The following is a 26,523-nucleotide window of genomic DNA, read 5'->3' on the forward strand; positions in this document are numbered from 1 at the left end:
CATGGCCCAGCCGTCCACGACCTACAAATTCGAACTCAACCTCACCGACCTCGACCGCTCGGTGTACGAGAGCGTCAAGCAGACCATCGCCCGCCACCCTTCGGAAACCGAAGAGCGCATGACCGTGCGTCTGCTGGCCTACGCCCTCTGGTACAACGAGCAGTTGTCGTTCGGGCGTGGCCTGTCAGATGTAGACGAGCCAGCCCTGTGGGAAAAAAGCCTGGATGACCGCGTCCTGCACTGGATCGAAGTCGGCCAGCCGGATGCCGACCGCCTGACCTGGTGCTCGCGTCGCACCGAGCGCACCAGCCTGCTGGCCTACGGCAGCTTGCGTGTGTGGGAAGGCAAAGTGGTGCCCGTGGCCAACAACCTGAAGAACGTGCACATCGCTGCGGTGCCGCAGGAAGTCCTCGAGACCCTGGCCAAGGACATGCCGCGCGTGATCAAGTGGGACGTGATGATCAGCGAAGGCACGATCTTCGTGACCGATGATCGCGGCCAGCATGAAGTGCAGCTGCAGTGGCTGGTCGGCGAGCGCGGCTGAACCTGTGGGCGCTGGGTTGTGTGGGAGCGGGCTTGCTCGCGAATGCATCACCTCGGTATAGCTGAAAGACCGAGGTGTCTGCATCGCAGGCAAGCCAGCTCCCACAGAAGCCGGCTCCTACAGTTGATCCATGTTGCTTTCAGCATTGTTGTTTAACCGTTGTACTAGAAGAGAAGCTTCCGTCACCCCATGCGTATCGATCCTCGCCCCTTGCCTGCTGTCCTGCCGTTTCTCGGTGAATTGCCACCGCTGTTGACGCGTCTCTACGCCGCGCGCGGGGTGCAGTCCGAGGCTGAACTGGACAAAAGTCTGGCGCGGTTGATTCCCTACCAGCAGCTCAAGGGCATCGACGCGGCAGTGGACCTGCTGGTGACCGCATTGGAGCAGCGCCAGCGCATCCTGATCGTGGGCGACTTCGACGCCGATGGCGCCACCGCCAGCACCGTGGGCACCCTTGGCTTGCGTCTGCTCGGGGCGGCGCATGTCGACTACCTGGTGCCCAACCGGTTTGAATATGGCTATGGCCTGACCCCGGAAATCGTCGCGGTGGCCCTGCAGCGGGAGCCGCAGTTGCTGATCACCGTGGACAACGGCATCTCCAGCGTCGAAGGCGTGGCGGCGGCGAAGGCGGCGGGGTTGCAGGTACTGGTCACCGACCACCACTTGCCGGGGGATGAATTGCCGGCGGCGGACGCCATCGTCAACCCGAACCAGCCGGGCTGTGAGTTCCCGAGCAAGGCATTGGCCGGCGTGGGCGTGATCTTCTATGTGCTGATGGCCCTGCGCGCGCGTTTGCGCAGCCTGGGCTGGTACGACAACAAGCCCCAGCCGAACATCGGCGAACTGCTCGACCTGGTGGCCCTGGGCAGCGTGGCCGACGTGGTGCCCCTGGATGCCAACAACCGCATCCTCGTGCATCAGGGCCTGGAGCGTATTCGCGCCGGTCGCGCGCGGCCGGGGATCAAGGCGATCCTCGAAGTGGCCAAGCGCGATGCTGCGCGGATTACCTCCACCGACCTCGGCTTTATCCTCGGGCCACGCCTGAACGCCGCTGGACGCCTGGATGACATGAGCCTGGGCATCGAATGCCTGCTCACCACTGATTTCGCGGCGGCGCGGGAAATGGCCGCGCAATTGGACGGCATGAACCAGGACCGCAAATCCATCGAACAAGGCATGCAGCGCGAGGCCCTGGCCCAGCTCAAGGACCTGCCGGTGGAGTCGATGCCCTATGGGTTGTGCCTGTTCGACCCGGAGTGGCACCAGGGCGTGATCGGGATTCTGGCGTCGCGCATGAAGGAACGTTACTTCCGCCCAACCATCGCCTTCGCCGACGCCGGTGATGGCCTGCTCAAGGGCTCTGGGCGCTCGGTGCCGGGTTTCCACATCCGTGATGCCCTGGCGGTGGTCGCAAGCCAGCATCCCAACCTGATCGCCAAATACGGCGGTCACGCCATGGCGGCGGGTCTGACATTGCCCGAGGCGAATTTCCCACTGTTTGCCGAAGCCTTTGATGCTGAAGTGCGTCGGCAACTGCGTGAAGAAGACCTTACCGGGCGCCTGCTGTCCGACGGCACCCTGGCGGTTGAAGAGTTTCACCTCGAACTGGCGCGCGCCTTGCGACATGCCGGGCCGTGGGGGCAGCACTTTCCCGAGCCGTTGTTTCATGGGGTGTTTCAGCTGGTAGAACAGCGCGTGGTGGGGGAGCGGCACCTGAAGGTGGTGCTCAAGAGCGAATGCGGCTCGGTGAAGCTCGATGGCATTGCGTTTGGGGTGGACCGTGAGGTCTGGCCGAACCCGACAGTGCGTTGGGTGGAATTGGCCTACAAGCTGGACGTGAACGAGTTCCGTGGGCAGGAAACCGTGCAGTTGATGATCGCGCATATCGAACCGCGCTAGCGGTCGCCCACACTGTAAAGCAAATGTGGGCGCTGGCTTGCCTGCGATAGCATCACCCTGATGTGTCCGTCACATCGCGGCGCCCCTATCGCAGGCAAGCCAGCTCCCACATAACCCCATCGACATTGGGGCTTGAGTACAGCCTGAACCTACTCGGTTTTGTCCTTGGCCTGGTGCTTCACAATGATGTCCACCAAGCGCTGAGCCAGCGCCGGGTAGTTCTCATCGAAGTGATGCCCACCCGGCAGTTTCACTGCCTCGCCCACCGCAGTCTTGTCGGTGCAGCCGCTCTCGTCGACTTCTTCGGCGCCGTAGATGCACACCACTTTATCCGCCGGCAGCTTGGCCATTTCCGGGCCGGTCGCGGCTTCTTTGCCGGCATTGCCCAGCCAGCCTTCCACTTCGATTTCAAAGCTGCCCGTACGGGCGAACGCCAGCAGGATGATTGCGTCCACACGCTGCTGCTCGTTTTCCGGCAGGCGGTTGTAGATCGCCGGCAGCACGTCGGCGCCGAACGAGTAACCGGTCAGCACGAAGCGCTTGGTGCCCCACTTCTGACGGTAGTGCTGCATCAGCTCGGTGAGGTCCTTGGCGCTTTGTTCCGGGGTCTTGTGCTGCCAGTAGTAGCGCAGGGTGTCGATGCCCACCACCGGGTAGCCGATCTTGGCCATTTCGCCGGCCACATCGCGGTCCAGGTCACGCCAGCCGCCGTCACCGGAGAGGAACAGCGTCACCGTGTCCTTGGCCTGGCCCGCGGGTACTTCCACCACGGGAATCGCCAGGCCGCCGTTGTCCGAACCCACCAACTGCTTGCGCAACTCGTTGTTCAGCACTTGCGGGTAATGGATGTCGTAGTCGCTGATGCTGGTAGTGGCGCGCGGTGTGTCGCGTACGAAACTGGCCGCATCATCGTCAGGGTTGTCGTTCCAGGCCACCAGCCAACTGCCGTGTGCGGACGTTTTCGGCAGCGGGTCCTTGCAGCCTTCCTGGGTCATGGCAAAGCCGACGGAGATGGCGTTGGCCTTGTCGTCGTTCTGTGCCGCCAGCCAGCGCCAGGCCAGGCTGGCACCCGGGCCGATACCGCTGACCAGGGTCGCCGGGCCCTTGAGCTGGGCCAGGGCGCCTTGCAGCGCTTGTTCCTGCAGCGTGCAGTCATCCTTGGGCAGGATCACCTGGACGATCTGCGCCTTGCCGCCCTGGCTCAGGGCGATCAGTTGGCTGTCGGTCAGGGTTGAGTCGGCCAGCACCGCCACGGCCACACGGGCCTTTGCCGTGCCGGCGGGGGTTACGCGGGTCATGACCGAACCGTCGGCCTGGGGCAGTTGCTCCAGGGTCGGCTGTGGGGCAGGGCGGTTCCAGTACCAATAGCCACCACCCAGGATCAGGGCGAGCAGCACAACAAAGGCCAATACATACCGCCAGGAGCGTCGAATCATCAGCGTTTCACCAATCCAGTCAAGCCGCCCGCGATCAGGGCGGCGGTATCGGCCAGTGCCACCAGCGGATCGAGTCCTGCGGGCACGGCCATATAACGGGGTTCCCAGTCAGGCTGGAACTTGTCTTTGAAGCGGCGCAAGCCTTGGAAGTTATACAGTTGCTCGCCGCGGCGGAACACCATCGAGCCCAATCGTTGGGTCAGCGGGGCGCCCCGGCGCGGTTGCAGGCCCGACAACGGCACCATGCCGAGGCTGAAGCGGGCGTAGCCGTGACTCTTATAATGTTGAATCAGGCCGACCATCATGAACTCCATGGTCAGCTTGGGCGCGTCCGGGTGGGCGCGCATCAGGTCGAGACTGGCCAGGTCGTGGTTGTAGGTCTCGAGCAGGTTGGCGAAGGCTACCGGGCGCCCTTCGAAGCGAATGATCGCGATGCGAAAGTGCTTGAGATAGTCGTCGCTGAAGCGTCCCAGGGAAAAGCCCTTTTCCCGCACGTTCTTGCCGGTCAGCCAGGCATCCGAGATGACCTTGAGTTCATCCATGGGGGCCGTGCCGGGTTCATGGATCTCCAGGGACAGGCCGTCACGGCTGCCACGGTTCCAGGTGTAGCGCAGGTCCTTCATCTCTTTGCCCTTGGCTTCCAGGTCAAAGCGCTTGAGGTCGACACGCGCTTCTTCACCCAGCTTGATCGCGGTCAGGCCGATGTCCATGTAGTACGGCAGGTTCTCGGCGCGGACCTGGTAGAACACCGGGCGCGCGTGGTGGATGTCGCACAGGTCGCGGAACTGCCAGATCATTTCGGCGCGCGGCTGGGTCGGGCCGATCGGGTCGTACAGGGCCACCAGGCTGCGCCCGCGACGGGCATACATCAGGAAAGCCTCGTCGTTGGGGTGAAACAGCAGCGCCTTGTCACCGGTCAGCGCCAGGCCGCCGTCTGGTTGCGAGGAGGCCATCAGGATCTTGGTGGCGCGCTCCAGCTCGTCAGGTGTCGGCAGGTGGATTACCGGGCGCGCGGTGCGCAGCAGCCAGGTCAACGATACGATCACCAGCAGGACTGCGGCGCCGAGCAGCGAACGCAGGCCGCGCGGGGCGTTGGCATCCAGAGTGAACTGCCACCACAGTTGGTGGCTGTAAGGCACATCCTGATAGGCAAACAGCAGCAGCCAGATCGAGGCCCCCAGCACGCAGACGCTGGCTACCAGGTACAGCGGCGAGAACGGCAGTTCGGTCAGGCGGCTGGCGCGGTAGAACGAGCGCCGGAAGATCGCCAGCAGCACCGCCGTCATGATCATCAAGCTGGCTTCTTCCCAGTCGAAGCCTTTGAGCAGCGAGAGCAGGGCGCCCGTCAGCAGCAGCACCATGGTCAGCATCCAGGCGGCCGACAAGCGACGACGCAAGCCTTGGGCGAGCAGCAGGCACAGCACGCCGATCAGGCTGGCACCAAAGTGCGAGGCATCAATCAGGCGATGAGGAATCAGGAAGCCGATGTTTTCCAGGCGTGAGTCGATTTCCGGCGTGGCGCCGGAAAACAGCAGGACCACGCCGGACAAAAAAACCAGTACGGCCAGTACCGGTGCCGCCAGGCCCGAGGCCACCCGCAGGCTTTGTTGCGTCTGGAACAGGCGCTGCGCTTCATTGACCAGCAGGAACACGCAGGCGATCAGCAACGGCAGCACCACATAGATCATGCGATACAGCAGCAGTGCGGCAGCCAATGGCGCGGCGCCCAGCTTGTCGGCAAAGGCCGCGAGCAGGATCGCTTCGAACACCCCCACGCCACCCGGTACATGGCTGAGCACGCCGGCAGCCAGGGCCAGCAGGTACACCAGCAGGAAGGGCCCGAAGGGCGGTGCTTCCGGCAACAGCATATAAAGGACGGTGGCAGCAGCGGCCACATCCAGTGCGGTAATGATCAGTTGCAGAAAGGTCAGGCGCCGGCCAGGCAGGCGCAGGGTGCGACGGCCGGCTTTCACCAGCAGGTTGTCGGGGTACGGCTGTTCCGGCAGGCGGCGACGATAAATGCCGATGCACAGCACGGCCGACAGCAGCAGCACGGCGCCGGCAACGCCGCCGAGCAGGGTTTGCGGCAGGTGCAGATAGGTCGACGCGGCCGGCAGGTTACTCAAGGTGGCCAATGCCGCCAACGGTGGCAGGGCGCAGCCCAGCGCCAGGCTGGCGAACACGGTCATGTGGGCGACTTCCGACGCGCCGATGCCATGACGTGCATATAAACGGTAGCGCACCGAACCGCCCGAGAGCATCGACAGGCCGATGGCGTTGCCGATGGCAAACGCAGTGAAGCCGCCCAGGGCCAGGGTCTTGGCGGGCAGTTTCACCCCGGCGTAGCGCGCGCCGGAAAACTCATAGCCCAACAGAATGATGAAACCCACGACGGCCGCTGCAAATGCGCCGAGCAATGCGGGCCTGGGCACTTCCAGGATCGAATCGTGGAGGGCATAGAGGTCCAGCTCCAGCAGCAAGTGGCGGCAGGCGATCAAGGCAATTGCGAACAGCAACAGGGTGACAGCCAACCCGATGGGTTGCCGGTATTTGCTCAACAGATCCAGCCAGCGCAAACGGGTGGGAGCGATCGGTTGTTCTGCTGTGACGGTGTCTTGTGGTTCAGACGAGTTGGCGCGCATCAATCACCTCGTGGATTGTGCGCGACAGGATGGAGGTATCCAGCCAAGTTACCAATCCCTATGGACAAAATAATTACAAATATTAACGCGTATCACCGGGTGGGGCGACTGCGGCCATTGGTCGTAGAGGGTAGTACTTGCGTCTTAGCATAGCTTGCAATGAGATGGACTCTACAAACCGTGTACGGTTTCATGAAAGATGCCATGCCATTGTTTCAGAAGAACTTTTTCACCGGATACAAAAAAGGCCACTCTTTCGAGTAGCCTTTTTTGATGTTTGGTTGCGGGAGCCGGATTTGAACCGACGACCTTCGGGTTATGAGCCCGACGAGCTACCAGACTGCTCCATCCCGCGTCTGTGGGCGGCATTCTACAGCCCAACGGCGAGGTGTCAACCGTTAATGGGCCGACGGGTCAAATAAGTGTGAATCAGCCGCTCAAGCCACCTAAGTTCGCGATAGAAAACGAATTTTATGGCGAGCAGGCTTGACCTGCGTCGGACTGCCAAGCCGTTCGTGGTGAAGCGCATGCGATCGCAGGCATGAAAAACTGACGCGCACAAAAAAGGCCACTCTTTCGAGTAGCCTTTCTTGATGTTTGGTTGCGGGAGCCGGATTTGAACCGACGACCTTCGGGTTATGAGCCCGACGAGCTACCAGACTGCTCCATCCCGCGTCTGTGTGTCGGCATTCTACAGAGGAACGCCAGTGTGTCAACCTGTGAATCGAAGAAAAGCGCTTGTGGTTCAATCGGTTAGCTCTCCATTCAGGCCGGCAGGGCCGCTCCGGGCCAGTCTGGCCGAGGGTTTCAGCTCTATCGGCAGGCGAAATTCGATTGAGAAAATAAATTCATCTGGGAAATTTCCTACCGCTCAAGCGGAAGATTCAAACTACTGGTGCTATATACAGGGGTGAATGCGATACTGGCCATCCGTTGAATCAACCCTCTGTTTATATGACGCAACGCAAAATCATCCACGTCGACTGTGATTGCTTCTACGCCGCCATCGAGATGCGCGATGACCCGAGCCTGGCGCAAAAGCCCCTGGCCGTCGGCGGCTCGGCAGACCGGCGTGGGGTGATCGCTACCTGCAACTACGAGGCGCGGGCCTACGGCGTGCGTTCGGCCATGTCGTCCCGCCATGCCTTGAAGCTGTGCCCGGACCTGACCATCGTCAAGCCGCGCATGGAGGCCTATAAAGAAGCCTCGAAGGAAATCCAGACGATCTTTCGTGACTACACCGACCTGATCGAGCCGTTGTCGCTGGACGAGGCCTACCTGGATGTTTCCGAATGCCCTCACTTCGGCGGCAGCGCCACGCGTATCGCCCAGGATATTCGTCGGCGGGTGTCCAACCAATTGCACATCACCGTGTCTGCCGGCGTGGCACCGAACAAGTTCCTGGCGAAGATTGCCAGCGATTGGAAAAAGCCCAACGGCCTGTTTGTGATTACCCCGGACCAGGTCGAAGATTTTGTCTCGCAATTGCCGGTGAGCAAGCTGCATGGCGTGGGCAAGGTCACCGCCGACAAGCTGGCGCGCCTGGGTATCGAAGACTGCCTGCAGTTACGTGACTGGAACAAGCTGGCGTTGGTGCGCGAATTCGGCAGTTTTGGCGAGCGACTGTGGAGCCTGGCCCGTGGGATTGATGATCGCGCGGTGCAGAATGACAGCCGACGGCAATCGATCAGTGTCGAAAACACCTACGATGTGGATCTACCGGACCTTTCAAGCTGCCTGGCCAAATTGCCCGAACTGATGGAAACCCTGACCGGGCGTATGGCGCGCATCGACAGCAGCTACCGGGCGGGCAAGCCATTTGTGAAGGTGAAGTTTCATGACTTTACCCAGACGACCCTGGAGCAGGCCGGGGCAGGGCGGGACCTGGAAAGTTATCAACAGCTGTTGACCCAGGCGTTCAATCGCGGTGCAAAGCCGGTGCGGTTGCTGGGGATTGGTGTGCGGTTGCTGGACCTGAGCGGCGGCAACGAACAGCTCGAACTGTTTACCCGTTAATCCTGCAGGAGACCGTCAAGCCGTTCTCCTACAGGACGGTGTTCAGCGTGCGCCAGGATCTGCGACAAGTCGCCCCGCATCCTTGGTCAGCGCCTGCAGAAACTCCTGCTGCAACTCCGGATCATTGCGTGTCAGTTCGATCAGGCTTTGTTCCAGTTCGCTGGCTTCTTCTTCCAGGCCCAGCTCCGACAGGCGTTTGACGCGGTGCACCCACTGGCTCACTTCGTCATCTTCCAGGTCGTCGTAGATCAGGCCATGGGCTTCGAGCAACTTGCCGCGCAGGGTGTTGCTGATTGCCAGGGACGAGTCGGAATGCACGTCGTCCTGGCCATCTTCCACGCTGATCTTCAAGGTCGTGACACGGTTCAGGTCCTGCTCGGCAAACGGGCTGTCCAACAGGTTCAGGCGCAGCACGCCGTTACGGTCGGTGGTCAGCTCATGGATCTGCTTGCCGGCAGTCACCTGTACCGGGCGTTCGCTCCAGGGCAGGCTCGAATACTCCACGCGCTTGTCGCGCTGGACTTCATCGATGCCTGCAAGGTTCTGTTGCGCACGGCCATGGGATTGCACGTTCATGAACGGGTTGAGGCCGTCCACGCCGTAGGTCAGCCAGTCGTGGGTCATGCTGGTCGGCAGGTTGCCGAGGGCGAAGATATTCACCACGTTGGCGCCCGCGCCGGCGACCAGGGCAACCGCGCCCAGGGGCATCTCGTAGAGTTTGCGCCAGGGCTGGTAGGGGGTGTAGCGGTCGTAACGACGGGTGACTTCGAACTCGGTGACCTCGAAGGTCTTCTGCTCGTGAATGCGGACCCGGCGTTGCGGCAGCTCCAGCACTTTGGGTTCGCCGACATCGATCTGCAGGCTATGGTCGAGCAATTTACGCTCGACCCGCTCCTCGTGCTCACTGCGTTGCGACATCTGGTTGGCGCAGCCGCTGACCAGCAGGGCGCCGCACAAGGCGGCGCCCCCCAGGGCTCTGGTGTTTCGCTTGAACATGACTTCTCTTGATCTGGTTTTCAGCGACGAATACGCGCCTGGAGGAAAGACAGCACGTCAGCCACCGGCAACGGTTGGGCTTCGGCTTCGGTCCGGCTTTTGTATTCCAGATTGCCATCGGCCAGGCCGCGGTCACTGACCACGATCCGGTGTGGGATGCCAATCAGTTCCATGTCGGCGAACTTGATGCCCGGGCTGGTTTTCTTGTCGCGGTCATCCAGCAGTACTTCAAAACCGGCGGCGGTCAGTTCGGCGTACAGTTTGTCGGTAGCCTCGCGTACTTGCTCGGTTTCGTAGCGCAGCGGTACCAGGGCGATCTGGAAAGGCGCCAGGGCGTCGCTCCAGATGATGCCTTTCTCGTCGTTGTTCTGCTCGATGGCAGCGGCAACCACGCGCGATACGCCAATGCCGTAGCAGCCCATGTCCAGGGTGATCGGCTTGCCGTTCTCGCCCAGCACTTCGCACTTCATCGCCTTGCTGTACTTGTTGCCCAGCTGGAAGATGTGCCCAACTTCGATGCCGCGCTTGATTTCCAGGGTGCCCTTGCCGTCCGGGCTTGGGTCACCGGCGACCACGTTACGCAGGTCGGCCACGGTCGGAACCGGCAGGTCACGCTCCCAGTTCACGCCGAAGTAGTGCTTGTCGTCGATGTTCGCGCCGATACCGAAGTCGCTCATCAGCTCGACCGAGCGGTCGATGATGATCGGCAACGGCAGGTTCAGCGGGCCCAGGGAGCCGGCGCCGGCGCCAATCGCGTCGCGCAGTTCGGCATCGGTGGCCATGACCAGCGGGCTGGCTACGCCAGGTTGCTGGGCTGCCTTGATTTCGTTGAGTTCGTGGTCGCCACGGATCACCAGGGCGATCAGCTTGCCTTCTTCCTCGGCACGCACGATCAGGGTCTTGATGGTCTTTTCAATCGGCAGATTGAATTTTTCCACCAGCGCCGCGATGGTCTTGGTGTCCGGGGTGTCGACCAGGCGCAGCTCTTGCGCCGGTGCAGGGCGCGAAGTTTCGCGTGGCACGGCTTCGGCTTTCTCGATGTTCGCCGCGTAGTCGGAGCCATTGCTGAAGACGATATCGTCTTCGCCCGACTCGGCCAGCACGTGGAATTCGTGGGAGCCGGCGCCGCCGATGGAGCCGTTGTCCGCTTCAACCGGGCGGAACTTCAGGCCCAGGCGCGTGAACACGTTGCAGTAGGCCTGGTGCATGCGGTCGTAGGTGACCTGCAGGGAGGCCTGGTCTGCGTGGAACGAATAGGCGTCCTTCATGATGAATTCGCGGCCGCGCATCAAACCGAAGCGTGGGCGGATTTCGTCACGGAATTTGGTCTGGATCTGATACAGGTTCAGCGGCAGCTGCTTGTAGCTGCTCAGCTCGTTGCGCATCAGGTCGGTGATCACTTCTTCGTGGGTCGGGCCGGCGCAGAAGTCGCGGCCATGACGGTCCTTGAAGCGCAGCAACTCAGGACCGTACTCTTCCCAGCGCCCGGATTCCTGCCACAACTCAGCCGGTTGGGTGCTCGGCATCAACACTTCCAGAGAGCCGGCGGCGTTCATTTCTTCACGAACGATGGCTTCGACCTTGCGCATCACCTTCAAGCCCATGGGCAGCCAGGTGTACAGGCCAGAGGCCAGTTTGCGGATCATGCCGGCGCGCAGCATCAGCTGATGGCTGATCACGACCGCGTCGGAAGGCGTTTCTTTCTGTGTGGCGAGCAAATATTGACTGGTACGCATGGTAGGCCGTTGTCGGTTGCTTGGACTTGAAATGACTTGGGATTGTACGGGCGCTTGCTGCTGGAGTACAGGCATCAGGTCGTGGTGAGGCTTCTGTTAAAGCCTTTGTGCAGGCGCTGGCTTGCCTGCGCTGGCATCACCTCGTTGTCACTGTAGACCAAGGTGTGCGCATCGCAGGCAAGCCAGCCCCCGCAGTGACCGGTCGTGTCAGTCCTCGGCCGGAGGATTCAACCGAATCCGCCGATTCTCCTGAAACCAGTGCAGCGCAATCAGGAACAGCGTCGGCACACCCAGCAGGCAGGTGATCAAGAAGAAATTGTGATACCCGAACTTCTCCACCATCACCCCCGAGTACCCACCGATCAGGCGCGGCAGCAACAGCATGATCGAGCTGAGCAGCGCGTACTGCGTGGCGGAGAACTTCAGGTTGGTCAGGCTCGACAGGTACGCGACGAAGGCCGACGTCGCCAGCCCTGAACTGAAGTTGTCCAGGGAGATGGTAAAAATCAACATCTGCAGGTCCGGGCCCATGTCCGCGAGTGCGACGAACAACAGGTTGGTGCCGGCCGACGCCACGCCGCCGATGAACAGGATCGGCAGGATGCCGAAGCGCACAATCAGCAGGCCGCCCATGCCGGCGCCGAGCAGGGTCATGATCAGGCCGAAGATCTTGCTGACCCCGGCGATCTGGTCCTTGGTGAAGCCCTGGTCGATGTAGAACACGTTGGCCATCACGCCCATCACCGTGTCTGACATCCGGTAGGTGGCAATCAGCCCCAGCAGCAGCAAGGCCTGCCAGCGGTAACGCAGGATAAAGTCGTTGACCGGCGTCAGCACCGGCGCCAGGCCACGCCGACCCATGGCCGAGAGGCACAGGGCGGTAAGGGTGATATAGAGGATGGCGCGCAGGAAGGCGCGGTCTTCCATCAGCAGTTCCCACAGGCTCATGCCGTGGAACAGCACGCTGGCAAAGTCGGTGTTGTACAGCTGGGTAAACATCGCGGGCACCGACACCAGCAGCACGATCAGTACGAACACCGACACCAGTTGATGCACGAAGCTGTAGCGCCCGGCCTGCAGCTGGGTGCGCAATGGCACATTGGGTTCGCGCATGAACAGGGTGGTCAGCAGTGCCGGGATCATCAGCACGCCGAACAGCACATAGGTACCGGTCCATGCCGAGTGCTTATAGTTGAAACCGGTGGAACCGAAGCCTTCGGCAAAAAACAGCGCGCCGGCCGTGGCCAGCAGGGCGGCGATCCGGTAGCCGGACATATAGCTGGCAGCGAGGGCGGCCTGGCGGCTGTCGTCGGCGATTTCCAGGCGGTAGGCGTCGACTGCGATGTCTTGCGTCGCCGAGGCAAAGGCCACGATTACCGCAATGGCGATCAGCCAGGACAGGTGTTTCTGCGGGTCGCAGAACCCCATGCCGATCAATCCGAGGATCACCAGCGACTGGGCCAGCACCAGCCAGGAACGACGACGTCCGAGTTTACCGAGCAGCGGCAGGCGCCATTGGTCGAGCAGCGGCGACCACACCCATTTGAAGGCGTATGCCAGGCCGATCAGGCTCGCATAGCCGATGGTCTCGCGGGCCACACCGGCCTCACGCAACCACACCGAAAGCGTCGAGAACACCAACATGTAAGGCAAGCCGGCGGCAAAGCCGAGCAACAACAGGACTAACGTCGAGGGGCTGGCATAGGCGGCGAGCGCGGCGCGCCAGGTTTTACGGGGCATGGGCTGGAGTCTGCCTCAGATTCACGGAAACAAAGCGCGCACTCTAACCGCTGTGCTCTACCGGGCGCCAGCCATGGCGCTGAATATCCACGCGATTGTTGCGGACTGTGATGCCTTCATCGCGCAAACGCGCGCGTTGTTCGTCGCCCGAGGCACTGCCCACGGGCAGACTTATCCGACCACCGGCACCCAGCACACGATGCCAGGGCAGTTTGGTGTCCTCGGGAAGCTGGCTCAGGGTGCGCCCCACCCAGCGCGCCGCGCGCCCCAGGCCGGCCAAGTGCGCCAACTCGCCGTAACTCACCACGCAACCTGGCGGGACCTGCGCCAATGTCAGGTACAGCGCGGTGCGGCGCATTTCGGCGGGGCTTTGCGGCGTTTCGGCGGTTGGATTCACTGGGGTCTATCCGTAGGGAGTGGCGGTCTATCTGTAAGAAACGTCTGAGAACATGGCGATGAGCATGGAACTCAACCTGAATCCTTGAGTCAGTCCTAGCTATCTAACACGATAAGTGCCCCTTTTCGCCAACCTTGAGCCCCTTACTTGCTTATGTTGTCCAGAACCCTGCTGTGCCTCGCTGTTTTCAGCGCCTCCTCGCCCTTGCTGGCCGATACCGTCTGGTTGAAGAACGGTGACCGCCTGACCGGCAAGATCAAGGTCTTCGACGGTGGCAAATTGCTGATCCAGACCGATTACGCAGGCGCCATTCCGGTCGACTGGAAACAGGTGAAAACCCTGGAAAGCGATCAGGAGCTGCTGGTCAAGCAGGATGCCTACACCGGCGAGAAGGCCAAGTCGCTGAAAGCGGCGGACGATGGCAAGGTGGTTCTGGCCAATGGCGAAGCGCCCAAGACCGTCGAGTTGGCGAGCATCCAGCAGATCATCAAGCCCAAGCCTGTGATCGAAGACCTGGTGTGGAAGGGCAATGTCGACCTGGCGCTGGACTACAAGCGTGCCGACAAGGACACCAACGATTACGACGTCGACTTCAAGACCACCGCGCGGCATGGCCAGTGGCGTCATACCGGGCAGGGCGAATACAACCGCGAGTTCCAGGACGACGTGACCACCACCGACAACTGGGCGCTGGAATACGACCTCGATCGGTTCATCACCGAGCACTGGTTCTGGCAGGGCCGCCTGACCTACAAACGCGACAAGGTCGAAGACCTGTCCCGTCAACGCACTGTCGGTACCGGCCCGGGCTATCAGTTCTGGGACGACGAATTGGGCGCGTTCTCCCTCGGTTCGCTGGTCAACCGCACCGACTATGAATACGCCGATGGCGGCAAGGACAACTTCTATTCCCTGGCCATGAAGTGGAACTACAACCGCTACCTGGTAGGCAAGACGGTCGAGTTCTTCACCAGCGGCGAGGTGGGCAAGCCGCTGTCCGGGCCGGCCGCCTATTCCCTGGATTCGGAAATAGGCCTGCGCTACAAGGTCACCGAGTGGGCCTCGCTCAACCTCAAGGCCGAGCGCGACATTATCAGCGGCGACTCGGAAAGCAGCCTGAGCAAGACCCGCTACACCGCAGGCTTCGGCGTGGCCTGGTAATCCGGTCGCGTAAAACCCGCTTGGCAACCTTTGCTGATATTGATTACCTTGTGTTGAGATCCATTCCCATATGCTATGGGCGGCCGCATACCCGAGGAGTCATACGTTGAGCACGCACGTTGCCAAGAACGCCCGAGAGCTGTTGCTCAAGGAATACCGTGGGGCTCTCTCCACATTGTCCAAGGCCATGCCCGGCTTTCCCTTCGGTTCGGTCGTGCCCTATTGCCTGGACGAGCAGGGCCGCCCGCTGATCCTGATCAGCCGCATCGCCCAGCACACCCATAACCTGCAAAAAGACCCCAAGTGCTCGCTGCTGGTCGGCGAGCGCGAAGCGGACGATGTGCAGGCAGTGGGGCGCCTGACTTACCTGGCCGAAGCCGAGAAACTTGAAGACGGCGCTGCCATCGAGGCGGCCGCCGAGCGTTATTATCGCTACTTCCCCGATTCGGCCAACTATCACAAGGCCCACGATTTCGACTTCTGGGTGCTCAAGCCTGTGCGCCACCGTTATATAGGGGGCTTTGGCGCGATTCATTGGGTCGACCAGCTGACCCTGGCCAATCCGTTCGCGGGCAAGGCCGAGCGCAGCATGATCGAGCACATGAACAGCGATCACACCAAGGCCATCGCCCACTACGTCGCCCTGACCGGCTTGCCCACCTTCGAGCCTGCGCAATTGGCCGGTATCGACAGCGAAGGCATGCACCTGCGTATTGGTCAATCGCTGCATTGGTTGTCTTTCGCAACGTCTTGCAACACGCCGACACAAGTACGCGAAGCCCTGGTTTCATTGGCCCATGCCGAGGTCTGGCCGAAAAAAGCCACCGCTGACGCTTGAATTCACGAAATGGCGACGTCATCTAAGGTGGACTGGCAAGGCATTCTTGCGTTGAGGAACCATTTGATGCGCCCTTTTTTGTTGCTCTTTCTGCTGTTCCCGGTGTTGGAGCTGTTCGTATTCGTACAAGTCAGCAGTGCAATCGGCTTTTTCCCGGCCCTGCTGCTGATCATTCTCGGCTCGATGCTCGGCGTTCTGGTGCTGCGTGTCGCCGGCCTGGCCACGGCACTGCGTGCGCGTGAAAGCCTGAACCGCGGCGAGTTGCCGGCCCAGACCATGCTCGAAGGCCTGATGATGGCGTTGGCGGGGGGCCTGTTGATCCTGCCGGGCTTTATCAGCGACGTGGTCGGCCTGGTCATGTTGCTGCCGGTCACCCGCAAGCTGCTGGCCGGCAAGATGCGCCAGCGTGCCGAAGAAGCTGCGATTCGCCAGCGTGCATTCGCCGATGACCTGCAACCTCGTGGTGGCCCGGCTCCGCGCCAACCCCTGGGACGCGAAGGTGATGTGATCGAAGGCGAGTTCGAGCACCGCGACAGTAAATAACCGCTTCATTGCCACGGCACCTTCGGGTGCCGTGTTGCATTTATAGGCGGGCAGATGCAAAAAAATTTCCTGCCCGGCCCCTTGTAATAAGCTTATGCGCCCTTATGTAACGGTCACCGCAAGGTTTCTGGTGGCGACACCAGACAGACTTCCGCGTCTTGCTTGGCGAGGCGCGACCGGCACAGCCGGAATACAACCCGCCGGTACCGATACCGGCCGATGAAAAACACAATTAGGAGAGATCGACAATGAGCAAGCTTCGTCCTCTGCACGACCGCGTCGTTATCCGTCGCAGCGAAGAAGAAAAGAAAACCGCTGGCGGTATCGTTCTGCCAGGTTCGGCTGCTGAAAAAGCCAACCACGGTGTGATCGTCGCTGCAGGCCCAGGCAAGACTCTGGAAAACGGTGATGTACGTGCGCTGGCCGTTAAAGTCGGTGACAAGGTTGTATTTGGTCCTTACTCCGGCAGCAACACTGTGAAAGTCGACGGCGAAGACCTGCTGGTAATGGCTGAGAACGAGATTCTCGCTGTTCTGGAAGACTGATTTTCCCGCTCATTTTCCCGTTACTACAAAGTATTTAAGGAATATCGATCATGGCTGCTAAAGAAGTTAAATTCGGCGATTCCGCCCGTAAGAAAATGCTCACCGGTGTCAACATCCTGGCTGACGCAGTAAAAGCGACCCTGGGCCCGAAAGGCCGTAACGTGATCATCGAGAAGAGCTTCGGCGCTCCGACCATCACCAAGGACGGCGTTTCCGTCGCTAAAGAAATCGAACTCGAAGACCGTTTCGAAAACATGGGCGCGCAGCTGGTCAAAGACGTTGCCTCCCGTGCCAACGATGACGCAGGCGACGGCACCACCACCGCTACCGTCCTGGCTCAGTCGATCGTCAACGAAGGCCTGAAAGCCGTCGCTGCCGGCATGAACCCGATGGACCTCAAGCGCGGTATCGACAAGGCCACCATCGCCGTTGTTGCCGAGCTGAAAAACCTGTCCAAGCCATGCGCTGACACCAAGGCTATCGCTCAGGTAGGCACCATCTCCGCCAACTCCGACAGCTCCATCGGCGACATCATTGCCGAAGCCATGGAAAAAGTCGGTAAAGAAGGCGTGATCACCGTTGAAGAAGGCACTGGCCTGGAAAACGAACTGTCGGTTGTAGAAGGCATGCAGTTCGACCGTGGCTACCTGTCCCCGTACTTCGTCAACAAGCCAGAAACCATGGTTGCCGAGCTGGAAAGCCCGCTGATCCTGCTGGTCGACAAAAAGATCTCCAACATCCGCGAAATGCTGCCAGTACTGGAAGCCGTTGCCAAAGCCGGCCGCCCACTGCTGATCGTTTCCGAAGACGTTGAAGGCGAAGCCCTGGCAACGCTGGTTGTGAACAACATGCGTGGCATCGTTAAAGTCGCAGCCGTCAAGGCTCCAGGCTTCGGCGACCGTCGCAAGGCCATGCTGCAGGACATCGCCGTATTGACCGGCGGTACCGTTATCTCCGAAGAGATCGGCCTGAGCCTGGAAAGCGCCACCCTGGAAAACCTGGGTAGCGCCAAGCGCGTGACCATCTCCAAGGAAAACACCATCATCGTTGACGGTGCTGGCGTTGACGGCGACATCCAGTCGCGTATCAACCAGATCCGCGCCCAGGTTGCCGAAACTTCCTCGGACTACGACCGCGAAAAACTGCAAGAGCGTCTGGCCAAGCTGTCCGGCGGCGTTGCAGTGATCAAGGTTGGCGCTGGTTCCGAAGTTGAAATGAAAGAGAAGAAAGCCCGCGTTGAAGACGCCCTGCACGCAACCCGCGCAGCCGTCGAAGAAGGCGTGGTACCTGGCGGTGGCGTTGCGCTGATCCGTGCTCTGGAAGCGCTGGTTGACCTCAAAGGCGACAATGCTGACCAGAACGTCGGTATCGCTGTTCTGCGTCGCGCCGTTGAATCCCCACTGCGTCAGATCGCTTCCAACAGCGGCGACGAGCCAAGTGTTGTGGTCAACGAAGTGAAGAACGGCAAAGGTAACTACGGTTACAACGCTGCAACCAGCGAATACGGCGACATGGTTGAAATGGGCATCCTGGACCCAACCAAAGTGACCCGTTCCGCGTTGCAGGCAGCCGCTTCGATCGCTGGTCTGCTGCTGACCACCGAAGTTGCGATTGCTGACAAGCCGAAGGCTGAAGGTTCGGCTGGCGGCGGTATGCCAGACATGGGCGGCATGGGTGGCATGGGCGGCATGATGTAAGCCAGCCTTACCCCCGTACTGAAAAAGCCCCGCCTGCAGTGATGCAGGCGGGGCTTTTTTATGGGGGCTGGGTTGTCTGGATTCATGCTTGCTGGTGAGAGAGGGCTTGACCGCGACAAGAGGTGTGCCAGTCACACTGCAATCGCAGGCCAGCCCGCTTCTGCGGGGTCAGCGTTCGCTCAACTGTGGCGCCGCTGGCTTCGGCGGCTTCCAGCTCAGCAATTGTTGCTTGAACCCATAACTGGCGGCCTGATAGTAGGTGATCGCCCGTTGGATCAATGGATCATCACTGCCGACCCGGACTTCCTGGCTCGCCGCCAAGGCTTGATAGTGACGACGCAAACCCAGGCGTGGGCTGAGAATCGCCAGGTCCTGGCCATCAAATAGCCCCAGGTGCTGGTAGTTGCCGACCACCACCCGCGGTGGCAGTGGATTGTCCTGCAACAGGTTGCGGCCAAAGAAGGTAGATTCGTAGCTCAGGTTGATCAGCCCCAGCAGCGTCGGCGCCAAGTCGATCTGGCTGGCCAGTTGTGCGGTTTCGCGGGCGTCGATCAGCTTCGGTGCATAGATAAACAGCGGAATCTGGTAGTTGCTGATTGGCAGGTCTTCCTTGCCGGCGCTGCCGGCCGTGTGGTCGGCGACGAACACAAAGATCGTGTTATCGAACCAGGGCTTCTGCCGGGCCGCCTCGAGGAATTCGCCGATGGCATGGTCGGTGTACTTCACCGCGCCGTCGCGACCATTGCCGGATTTGATATCGATGCGCCCATCCGGGTAGGTGTAGGGGCGATGGTTGGAGGTGGTCATCAGTTGCAGCAAAAACGGTTGCTGCTTGGCGTAATCGGCATCGGCCAGCTTCAGGGTTTGGCGATAAAGGTCTTCGTCGGCCATGCCCCAGGCATTTTTAAACGAAATGTCCGCTTCGGGCACGCTGCTCTGGTCGACCACCCGATAACCGTTGCCGCTGAAAAACGCGTTCATGTTGTCGAAGTAACCCCGCCCGCCGTAGACAAACACACTGTCGTAGCCAATTACACTGAGTTGTTGCCCGAGGCTGGCAAAGCCGCTTTCCCGGCCGATGCGCTTGACGATCGAGCGGCCCGGCGTGGGGGGAATCGCCAGGGTGATCGCCTCCAGGCCACGGTCGGTACGGGTGCCGGTGGCATAGAAGTTACTGAAATACAGGCTCTGTTTACGCAACGCATCGAGGTTGGGCGTGAGGTTGCGCCCATCGCCATTGCTGCCCATGTATTTGGCGCTGAAGCTTTCGATGGTCACCAGCACGATGTTGGGTTTGCGCGGTGTTCCAGGGTTGGTGATCGCGCGCCGGATATCCAGCGGGTCCTGGTCGATGAAGCGCGCGTTGGGCTCACTCAGTTCCGCGCGCAACTGTTTGGCGACCACCTCGGTGGGCAGGCTTTGGTAGAACTGTGAATAGTCCAGCTCGTTGTTGCGGAAGGCGGCGAAAAACTGGTACGGGCCATTGCTCGCCAGCTCGTTGTTGTACGCGTTGCCGCCCTGGGTGCGTGGGCTGTCCTGGCTGATCAGTTGCAGGCTGAGGCCGGCGACAACCAGCAGCGCCAAGGCATTCACCACACGGCTACGCAGCGCAGGCAGCGGCGCGTTCATTGCGGCATTGAACGGCTTGCGCAACACCACACTGAAGACAATCGCAAGCATCGCCAGCAGGCTCAGCAGTTTGCCGATCGGATAGGACTCCAACAGGTTGTTCAACACCTCATCGGAATACACCAGGTAATCGACGGCAATGAAGTTGAAGCGTACGCCGAACTCATCCCAGAACAGCCACTCGGCCGCCGACGTGAACAGCATGGCAAACAGGCTGACGGTGAGCACCGCCTGCAGGAACCAGCGGTGGCCGCGGCGGCGCCACAGGGCCGGTGGGCACAGCAGCAGATACAGCCCCAACGGCAGTGCCGCATAGGCCAGGAACCCCAGGTCGTAGAGCAGGCCCACGCCAAACACCGGCAGCAGATTGCCGCCGACTTCATCCAAGTGAGCGATGAGCAGCACGCTGCGCGTGAGCAGGAATACCACTAACCAGGCACCGGTTATCAACAGCAAATAGCGCATTGGCGCTGTTTTGACAAAACCCATGTCTATGTTCCTTATATCAATGGGGGGCGATCTTCGCCCTGACACTGTAGTCAGTTTGTGAAGCTATAGTGAAAAACTCGTTCAGCCTATCAATCAGTTGAAAACCTTTATCGACGGGCCTTTCAGCTCTATCCCTGAGCCACACTTGGCCTTAAGCTGCGCGAGCCAACACGGCCGTTACCGCGTACGGAGACACTGCCCATGCGAATTTTATTGGTTGAAGACAACCGCGATATTCTGGCCAACCTGGCGGATTACCTGGGGCTAAAAGGCTATACCGTCGACTGTGCGCAGGACGGTCTGTCGGGCCTGCACCTGGCCGCCACCGAACATTACGACTTGATCGTGCTCGACATCATGCTGCCCGGCATTGATGGCTACACCTTGTGCAAACGCCTGCGCGAAGACGCGCGTCGCGACACGCCGGTGATCATGCTCACCGCCCGTGACCAGTTGGATGACCGGCTGCAGGGCTTCAAGTCCGGCGCCGATGACTACCTGCTCAAACCGTTTGCCCTGTCGGAATTGGCCGCGCGCATCGAAGCCGTGCTGCGCCGTGCCCAGGGTGGCGGTCGCCGTGCCCTGCAAGTGGGTGACCTGAGCTACGACCTCGACACCCTCGAAGTGACCCGCGAAGGGCGCCTGCTCAAGCTCAACCCGGTGGGCCTGAAACTGCTCGCGGTGCTGATGCAGAAGAGCCCGCATGTACTGCGCCGGGAAATCCTCGAAGAGGCGCTGTGGGGCGATGACTGCCCGGACAGCGACAGCCTGCGCAGCCACGTGCACCAGTTGCGCCAAGTGATCGATAAGCCGTTCGCCAAGCCGTTGCTGCAGACGGTGCATGGTGTGGGCTATCGCCTGGCCGAGGGCCGAGATGGAGTTTAAGCAAAGCCTTGCCCAGCGGATCATCATCGCCTTTGCCTTGATGAGCGCGTTGGTGGCGGGAGCCTTCGCCATGGGCATCGTCGCTACGGTGCACCTGGTAGAAGAGAAATTGATTTCGGCAGGCCTCGGCGGTGACTTGCAACGCCTGTTGCTGATGGACACTGTCGAAGATTGGCGGCACCGACCCGAACCGGACCAGCTGTTTTACTTCAGCGGCGGGCCGGGCGATTTCGAATTGCCCAAGGACCTGCGGCATCTGGAACCGGGCTTTCACGAGGTGTTTCGTGAGGCGCTGTCGTACCACGCCATGGTCGAAGTGGTCGATGGCCGGCGCTATGTGTTGCTGCAGGATCAGAGCGATTTCGAAGAGCGTGAGCGCGTATTGTTTGCGGTGGTGCTGGTGGGCTTCGTGCTCAGCCTGGCGCTGGCGGTATTCCTCGGCTGGGTGCTGGCCCGCAAGGTGATGGCGCCGGTGGTGCGCCTGGCCCGCCAGGTGCGACATCGCGATCAGTTACTCGGTCTGGCGCCGCCGCTGGCGCCGGACTACGCGGCCGATGAAGTCGGTGAGTTGGCCGTGGCCTTCGATGCCACCTTGGGGCGTCTGCGCCAGGCGTTGTCCCGCGAGCAGTTGTTTACCAGCGATGTCAGTCACGAATTGCGCACGCCCTTGATGGTGCTGGCCAGTTCTTGCGAATTGTTGCTGGAAAACCCGGCCATCGATCAGCGCGGGCGCAATCAGGTTGAGCGCATCGCCCGGGCTTGTGAGGAAATGCGCGAACTGGTGCAGACCTTCCTGATGCTGGCCCGTGCCGAGCATGACGATGGCACCATGTCGCCGCAGGTCAGCCTGGAGCAGGTCGCCGACGACTTGCTCGGTATCTGGCGCGAACCCATCGAGCGCAAGGGCCTGGAGTTGATCTATCAGCGCGGCAACCCGCTGGACACGCGCTACAACGCTACCTTCCTGCATGCGGTGATGGGCAACCTGCTGCGCAATGCCTTGCACTACACCGAGCAGGGGTTCATCCGCCTGACCCTGGAGCCGAGTGGCTTCGTGGTCGAGGACACCGGCGTGGGCATCCCTGAAGACAAGCGCGAAGCCATGTTCGAGCCTTTTGTGCGCGGCAACGAAAAGCGCGGCGATGGCCTGGGCCTGGGTCTGTCGCTGGTGCAGCGCATCTGCGAGAACCAGGGCTGGAGCGTCAGCCTGAGCACCATGGAGCCGAATGGCTGCCGCTTTCATGTCGAATTGAGTCAGGTCAAACCCTGATCCCATCCCCTGCCGCTATCCTGCCGAAGTACCCCGTACTTCGGCGAAGGTGGCCCCATGCTATTGCATGTGTCTGTAAAGTCTTGAAATGTATGAGATTGGACAGGACAAGTTTTTCACAACGGGTTGACCTGTTGATCACAGCTCGCTGCATAAGGTTGTAGGCATCAGCAACTGGAGATCCGTTGATGTCTACCCCGATCAAGCTCGAATTTTCCGAAAAGTACGACGATCAGCACGCCCACGAATATTTGCTCAAGCATCAGGACAATTTGGCTCGCCGGTTGTCCCACAAACGCGACGAGCAATTGGCCCGTGGCGCGCTGGCGATGGCCGGTGAGCCTGGCCTGGTGCTGGACCTGCCGTGCGGTGCCGGACGTTTCTGGCCGCTGCTGGCTGAAAAACCCAACCGCGTGATCATCGGTGCCGACAATTCGGCCTCGATGTTGAAGGTGGCGACGGTCGCCCAGCCGGCGGATGTGGTGAAACGGGTACGGCCCTTGCAGACCTCTGCTTTTGATATTGATTTGCCGGACAACTCGGTCGACAGCATTTTCTGTATGCGCCTGCTGCACCACATTGGTGATCCGGCGCATCGGCTGGCGATACTGCGGGAGTTTCAACGCGTTACCCGCGACAGCGTGATTATTTCGCTGTGGGTCGATGGCAATTTCAAAGCGTGGAAACGCAAGCGTCTCGAAGGACAGCGTCGCGAAAAAGGTGAGCAGGAAGGTTACCAAAACAGATTTGTGTTACCGGCTGCTACTGTTGAAGCAGAGTTTGAGCAGGCCGGTTTTCGTGTTCAGGAATCCCTGGACTTCATACCGCTCTACGCCATGTGGCGAGTGTATGTATTGCGCAAGAGGTAACAGGATGGCAGTTGAGTGCGTAGCAGGCAGTCATGTAGCGCCCGAAGAACGCTTCGATTATTTCTGGCGCCAGCAGGGCGAGTGGGTCGAGGAACCCAATCGTCGGCGTGGTGGTGAAAGTGGTGTGCAGCGAGTAACGAGTGCCAATGGCCGTTTGCTCTACAGCAAGCGCCAGACCGGACACATCTACCGCAGCTGGCTGCACCCCTTCGGACGCCCCACCGTGCTTCGCGAGCGGGATGCACTCAAGGGCCTGCGCCTGTTGGATGTACGCGTGCCGGAAATGGTCTTTTGCGAAGCACGTCGCGACCCCGAGCACCGTTGGAAGGCATTGCTGGTCACGGCCGCCCTGGAGGGCTTCGACGAGATTGAAAACTGGTACGCCGCCGGTGGTCGCGAACAGTATGGCGAGTTGGTCCACGAGCGCCTGCTGAAGGAATTGGCTGGCACCCTGGCGCGTATGCACAAAGGGCGCTGGCAGCATGGTTGCCTGTACATCAAGCACATTTTCGTACGCGTGACGGGTGAAGGCGACTCGGCCAATGTTGAAGTGGCACTGCTGGATTTCGAGAAATGCCGCCAGCGCCTGACCGCTTATCGCGCGGCTTCCCATGACATGCTGCAACTGCGCCGCCATTCGTCGTGGAACAGTACAGACTGGGAAAAACTCAGCTACTTTTATGAGACGGCGTTTGGCAGCGCTATCAAGGGTTTAACCAGATGAAGCTAGAAATAGCACGAGGTCTGTTCCTGGTTGGGGCGATGGGCGTTGCAGCCTTGGCCCTGGCAGCGTGGGAACAGCCTCGCACACAAGTACTCAGCGCGGTGCAAGGTGGCGGGCAATGCCTGTTGCCGCGCGTCGCCAAGGCGAGTGTGGCGGTCAAGCCTGATCATGAGTTGCTGTTGTTCATGTTTGGGATGTCTCAAGGGATGAGGCCGCAAAGTTGAAACGATTCAAACCCCCGAAACAGGGCCTTGCGATGCGAGGCCCTTTTTTTTGCTTCAAATCAGGTGCAGATGGTTATCCCAAAGCCCCGCCGGCAATTCCAGCGGTTTGGCAACCAGCTGTTTCTGCCGGCAATCGTAGAAACGGCAACGGCCCTGGCCTGAGGTGACGACAAACCCGTCCGTCACCGCGCCGACCCCGGCGCAGTCGGGCAACGGCCCATCCAGGCGCAGCTCGGCGCTGTCCATGTCCCAGATGAAGAAGCGGTTGCCCCGTGGTGCGGTCAACGCCACCAGGCGCAATTCGCTGTGCACCGCGACACTGGCGGTGTAATGCCCCATCGCCTGCAACTGCTCATCGGCCACTGGGAACGCCACGAACGGCTGCCCCGGACGCTTGATCGCCAGCAGCTCGGAACGCTCCTGGGACGCGCCCATGAACTGCTGGCCGGTGAGGATCGTGCCATCGCTGGCGATCCCCATATGGCGCACGCTGTTCATCTGTTGGCCGAGGGTTTCCTTGCTGATCAGGCTGCCATCGCGGTGCATCAGCACCAGGCTTGGCTCCATCGCATTGAGGTTCATCTCCACACGGCTTTCGGCTTCGGTACGAATGCCGCCGTTGGCCACCACCAGGGTCTCGCCGTCGGGCATCCACGACACCTGATGCGGGCCGATACCGTGCGTCGAGATTTCGCCGCTGTGCACCAGCCGCTCACCTTCGAACGCGTACACCCCGAGCAGGCCACGGCCCGGGTCGGAGGTGTCGTTCTCGGTGGCATACAGCCAGTCGCCGCTCTTGTGAATCACCGCGTGGCCATAGAAGTGGCGATTGGCATGCGAGGTGATGGTCTGCAGCAGCGTGCCATCACGCAGGTCGATCAGGTAGCTCTCGGTGCCCGGGCGACGGGCGACAAACAGTGCAATCGGCAGTGTCGGGTGGTTGATGATGTCGTGGCAGCGCTGGCCGACCTGGGTGGCAAATACCGGCTTGCCATCCAGCCGATAGCCCACGGCATAGTGGTTGCCGTCCGCATCATCGCGCGCCGACAGCAGCAGCGGGCCCTTGTCTTTCTGCTTGAACAGCGTCCAGCCACCCAGCGTGAGAGCACTGAGCAGCACGCTGCCAATCGCCAAAGCCTGTCGCCTGAGCATCATCAGTCACCGTCGTTGGCGTTAAAGCCCAGTTGGATGCCCAGCGCCTTGGCCAGTTCGCCTTCGTGCAGGCGGTGGACGACGTTGAGGCTGTCGTAGATATCGTTGAGCTGCTGGCGCCCGGCGTCATCGTTCAACAGTTCGTTGAGGCTGCGCTGGTTGCTGGCGAACAGTTTCAGCGAGGCCGCATAGGCGGCGTCGATCTTGTCGGCCAACGGCTTCTGTTCGGACGGCAGCAGGCCACGCAGGCCCTTGTTGTCGACGCCAACCCACACGGTCTGGGCGGCGGCGAGGCTGGCTTCGAGGCTTTGCAGGGACGACTGGCTGCGCCATGCATCGGCCTGGAACGGCTGCGGGATGCCCTTGGTCTGGCGGCCCATCGGCGTGCCGAGTTTTTTCTTCAGGGTGTCCAGGGCGGTCACCTGGACGCGCAGCAGATCGGCAATCGCTTCGTGGGAATCGGCGTAGCGCTGGTTCGGAAACTTGGTCATCTGCGCGAGCATGCCGTCGGTGCTGTTCCAGCTGGCCAGGATCTCTTCGGCGAGGGCTTTCTGGCGTTCGCCAATGGCCACCAGCAGCGGGCAGTAGCGGGCTTTCTGGGCTTCGTCGGCGACGTCGGTCTTGGCGTCATAGAGGATGTATTCGTAAGCCGACAGGCCTTGCACCACGACACTGGACTTGGCCAGGGCGGCGGCGTCGATCTGCGGTTGGGCGATGACCAGTTGCTCGACCTGGCGACCCACCAGGTTCTTCTTGTCCGGCCAGAACTGGATCTGCCAGGCGCGGTTGCCTTCGGCCAGTGGGCCGATCAGCAGCGGTTGCAATTCGGCCCAGGCTTTTTGCGCATGGAGGAAGTCGGCGCGGGCGGTCTCCAGGCTTTCCTTGCCCTGGCAGTAGGCCAGGGCGCTGACAGCCAGTTGGCGGTCGGCTTCAACCCAGCGGCTGTAGGTCGGCAGGATCACTTGCTTGGCGATCGCCGCCGAGGTCACGGCTTGTGGGTCCTGGGGCGAGCAGGCGCCGAGGGCGAGGGCGGCCAGGCTGGTGAACAACAACTTGGGACGAAACATGTCGAGCTCCCTTCTGTAATTGGG

At 60.9% G+C, this 26,523-nt stretch carries 22 protein-coding genes and 2 tRNA genes; 13 read left to right on the forward strand and 11 right to left on the reverse strand.

From position 1 onward, the window contains the following. The first annotated feature begins 1 nt into the window (after position 1). Positions 2-544: a YaeQ family protein gene (locus tag C9990_RS05465; protein ID WP_032858231.1), complete on the forward strand. Its 543-nt coding sequence runs from the start codon at positions 2-4 to the stop codon at positions 542-544. Between the two features lie 189 nt (positions 545-733). Next, positions 734-2,443 carry a single-stranded-DNA-specific exonuclease RecJ gene (gene recJ / locus C9990_RS05470; RefSeq protein ID WP_065908717.1) on the forward strand — a complete coding sequence of 570 codons (1,710 nt, stop codon included), beginning with the start codon at positions 734-736 and terminating at the stop codon, positions 2,441-2,443. A gap of 149 nt (positions 2,444-2,592) precedes the next feature. On the opposite strand, the gene C9990_RS05475 is transcribed toward recJ, so the two are convergent. The 4 genes from C9990_RS05475 to C9990_RS05490 form a co-directional block, all read right to left on the reverse strand. Continuing rightward, the gene (locus C9990_RS05475) at positions 2,593-3,879 is read right to left on the reverse strand and encodes a virulence factor family protein (RefSeq protein WP_065908719.1); all 1,287 of its coding nucleotides are present in this window, start codon (positions 3,877-3,879) and stop codon (positions 2,593-2,595) included. Further along, positions 3,879-6,521: a bifunctional lysylphosphatidylglycerol flippase/synthetase MprF gene (mprF, locus tag C9990_RS05480; RefSeq protein ID WP_106802710.1), complete on the reverse strand. Its 2,643-nt coding sequence runs from the start codon at positions 6,519-6,521 to the stop codon at positions 3,879-3,881. The genes C9990_RS05475 and mprF overlap by 1 nt, the downstream gene beginning before the upstream one ends. Positions 6,522-6,799: 278 nt before the next feature. Next, positions 6,800-6,876 (reverse strand) — tRNA-Met (locus C9990_RS05485). Between the two features lie 243 nt (positions 6,877-7,119). Further along, positions 7,120-7,196: transfer RNA gene (locus C9990_RS05490), tRNA-Met, on the reverse strand. A 279-nt stretch (positions 7,197-7,475) separates the two neighbouring features. Here C9990_RS05490 and dinB point away from each other — a divergent pair. After that, positions 7,476-8,537, forward strand: coding sequence for a DNA polymerase IV (dinB, locus tag C9990_RS05495; protein ID WP_065908723.1), 1,062 nt, complete (start codon positions 7,476-7,478; stop codon positions 8,535-8,537). A 42-nt stretch (positions 8,538-8,579) separates the two neighbouring features. On the opposite strand, the gene C9990_RS05500 is transcribed toward dinB, so the two are convergent. The 4 genes from C9990_RS05500 to C9990_RS05515 all read right to left on the reverse strand — a co-directional run bounded on the left by C9990_RS05500 (position 8,580) and on the right by C9990_RS05515 (position 13,367). Next, on the reverse strand, positions 8,580-9,533 hold the full coding sequence (locus C9990_RS05500) for a hypothetical protein (protein WP_106802711.1): 954 nt from the start codon (positions 9,531-9,533) through the stop codon (positions 8,580-8,582). A gap of 20 nt (positions 9,534-9,553) precedes the next feature. Continuing rightward, entirely contained in the window at positions 9,554-11,269 is a 1,716-nt protein-coding gene (locus tag C9990_RS05505; RefSeq protein WP_106802712.1) for a proline--tRNA ligase, read from the reverse strand. 207 nt (positions 11,270-11,476) lie between these two features. Then, the gene (locus C9990_RS05510) at positions 11,477-13,009 is read right to left on the reverse strand and encodes an AmpG family muropeptide MFS transporter (RefSeq protein WP_065908726.1); all 1,533 of its coding nucleotides are present in this window, start codon (positions 13,007-13,009) and stop codon (positions 11,477-11,479) included. 43 nt (positions 13,010-13,052) lie between these two features. Continuing rightward, positions 13,053-13,367, reverse strand: coding sequence for an MGMT family protein (locus tag C9990_RS05515; RefSeq protein ID WP_207200899.1), 315 nt, complete (start codon positions 13,365-13,367; stop codon positions 13,053-13,055). 192 nt (positions 13,368-13,559) lie between these two features. On the opposite strand from C9990_RS05515, the gene C9990_RS05520 reads away from it, so the two are divergent. The 5 genes from C9990_RS05520 (at position 13,560) to groL (ending at position 18,190) form a co-directional block, all read left to right on the forward strand. Then, on the forward strand, positions 13,560-14,567 hold the full coding sequence (locus tag C9990_RS05520) for a DUF481 domain-containing protein (RefSeq protein ID WP_065908728.1): 1,008 nt from the start codon (positions 13,560-13,562) through the stop codon (positions 14,565-14,567). Between the two features lie 106 nt (positions 14,568-14,673). Further along, complete coding sequence (locus C9990_RS05525) at positions 14,674-15,405, forward strand: HugZ family protein (RefSeq protein ID WP_106802713.1); 732 nt, start codon at positions 14,674-14,676, stop codon at positions 15,403-15,405. A 66-nt stretch (positions 15,406-15,471) separates the two neighbouring features. Then, on the forward strand, positions 15,472-15,948 hold the full coding sequence (locus C9990_RS05530; RefSeq protein ID WP_016971150.1) for an FxsA family protein: 477 nt from the start codon (positions 15,472-15,474) through the stop codon (positions 15,946-15,948). Between the two features lie 248 nt (positions 15,949-16,196). Continuing rightward, positions 16,197-16,493: a co-chaperone GroES gene (gene groES / locus C9990_RS05535; protein WP_003175874.1), complete on the forward strand. Its 297-nt coding sequence runs from the start codon at positions 16,197-16,199 to the stop codon at positions 16,491-16,493. Positions 16,494-16,543: 50 nt separating this feature from the next. Then, a complete protein-coding gene (groL, locus tag C9990_RS05540) occupies positions 16,544-18,190 on the forward strand; it encodes a chaperonin GroEL (protein WP_034109202.1) in 1,647 nt (548 codons plus the stop codon). A gap of 168 nt (positions 18,191-18,358) precedes the next feature. Here the strand turns inward: groL and C9990_RS05545 are convergent, their stop codons facing one another. Beyond that, positions 18,359-20,308 carry an LTA synthase family protein gene (locus C9990_RS05545; protein ID WP_106802714.1) on the reverse strand — a complete coding sequence of 650 codons (1,950 nt, stop codon included), beginning with the start codon at positions 20,306-20,308 and terminating at the stop codon, positions 18,359-18,361. Between the two features lie 201 nt (positions 20,309-20,509). Between C9990_RS05545 and colR the strand changes: the two genes are divergently transcribed. The 5 genes from colR (at position 20,510) to C9990_RS05570 (ending at position 24,280) form a co-directional block, all read left to right on the forward strand. After that, entirely contained in the window at positions 20,510-21,193 is a 684-nt protein-coding gene (colR, locus tag C9990_RS05550) for a two-component system response regulator ColR (protein WP_003175870.1), read from the forward strand. Continuing rightward, the gene (locus C9990_RS05555; protein ID WP_065908733.1) at positions 21,183-22,463 is read left to right on the forward strand and encodes a HAMP domain-containing sensor histidine kinase; all 1,281 of its coding nucleotides are present in this window, start codon (positions 21,183-21,185) and stop codon (positions 22,461-22,463) included. Before colR ends, C9990_RS05555 begins: the two co-directional genes overlap by 11 nt. Positions 22,464-22,651: 188 nt before the next feature. Beyond that, positions 22,652-23,332, forward strand: a complete 681-nt coding sequence (locus tag C9990_RS05560; RefSeq protein WP_065908735.1) for a class I SAM-dependent methyltransferase — start codon at positions 22,652-22,654, stop codon at positions 23,330-23,332. A 4-nt stretch (positions 23,333-23,336) separates the two neighbouring features. Then, positions 23,337-24,056, forward strand: a complete 720-nt coding sequence (locus C9990_RS05565) for a lipopolysaccharide kinase InaA family protein (RefSeq protein ID WP_106802715.1) — start codon at positions 23,337-23,339, stop codon at positions 24,054-24,056. Next, the gene (locus C9990_RS05570; RefSeq protein ID WP_065908738.1) at positions 24,053-24,280 is read left to right on the forward strand and encodes a hypothetical protein; all 228 of its coding nucleotides are present in this window, start codon (positions 24,053-24,055) and stop codon (positions 24,278-24,280) included. Before C9990_RS05565 ends, C9990_RS05570 begins: the two co-directional genes overlap by 4 nt. A gap of 54 nt (positions 24,281-24,334) precedes the next feature. On the opposite strand, the gene C9990_RS05575 is transcribed toward C9990_RS05570, so the two are convergent. Together C9990_RS05575 and C9990_RS05580 are read right to left on the reverse strand one after the other, a co-directional pair. After that, positions 24,335-25,432, reverse strand: coding sequence for a DUF1513 domain-containing protein (locus tag C9990_RS05575; RefSeq protein WP_106802716.1), 1,098 nt, complete (start codon positions 25,430-25,432; stop codon positions 24,335-24,337). 2 nt (positions 25,433-25,434) lie between these two features. Next, on the reverse strand, positions 25,435-26,499 hold the full coding sequence (locus tag C9990_RS05580) for an imelysin family protein (RefSeq protein WP_065908742.1): 1,065 nt from the start codon (positions 26,497-26,499) through the stop codon (positions 25,435-25,437). Between the last annotated feature and the right edge of the window lie 24 nt (positions 26,500-26,523).

This window comes from Pseudomonas sp. S5D5 (assembly GCF_003013355.1).
GTDB lineage: Bacteria > Pseudomonadota > Gammaproteobacteria > Pseudomonadales > Pseudomonadaceae > Aquipseudomonas > Aquipseudomonas aylmerensis.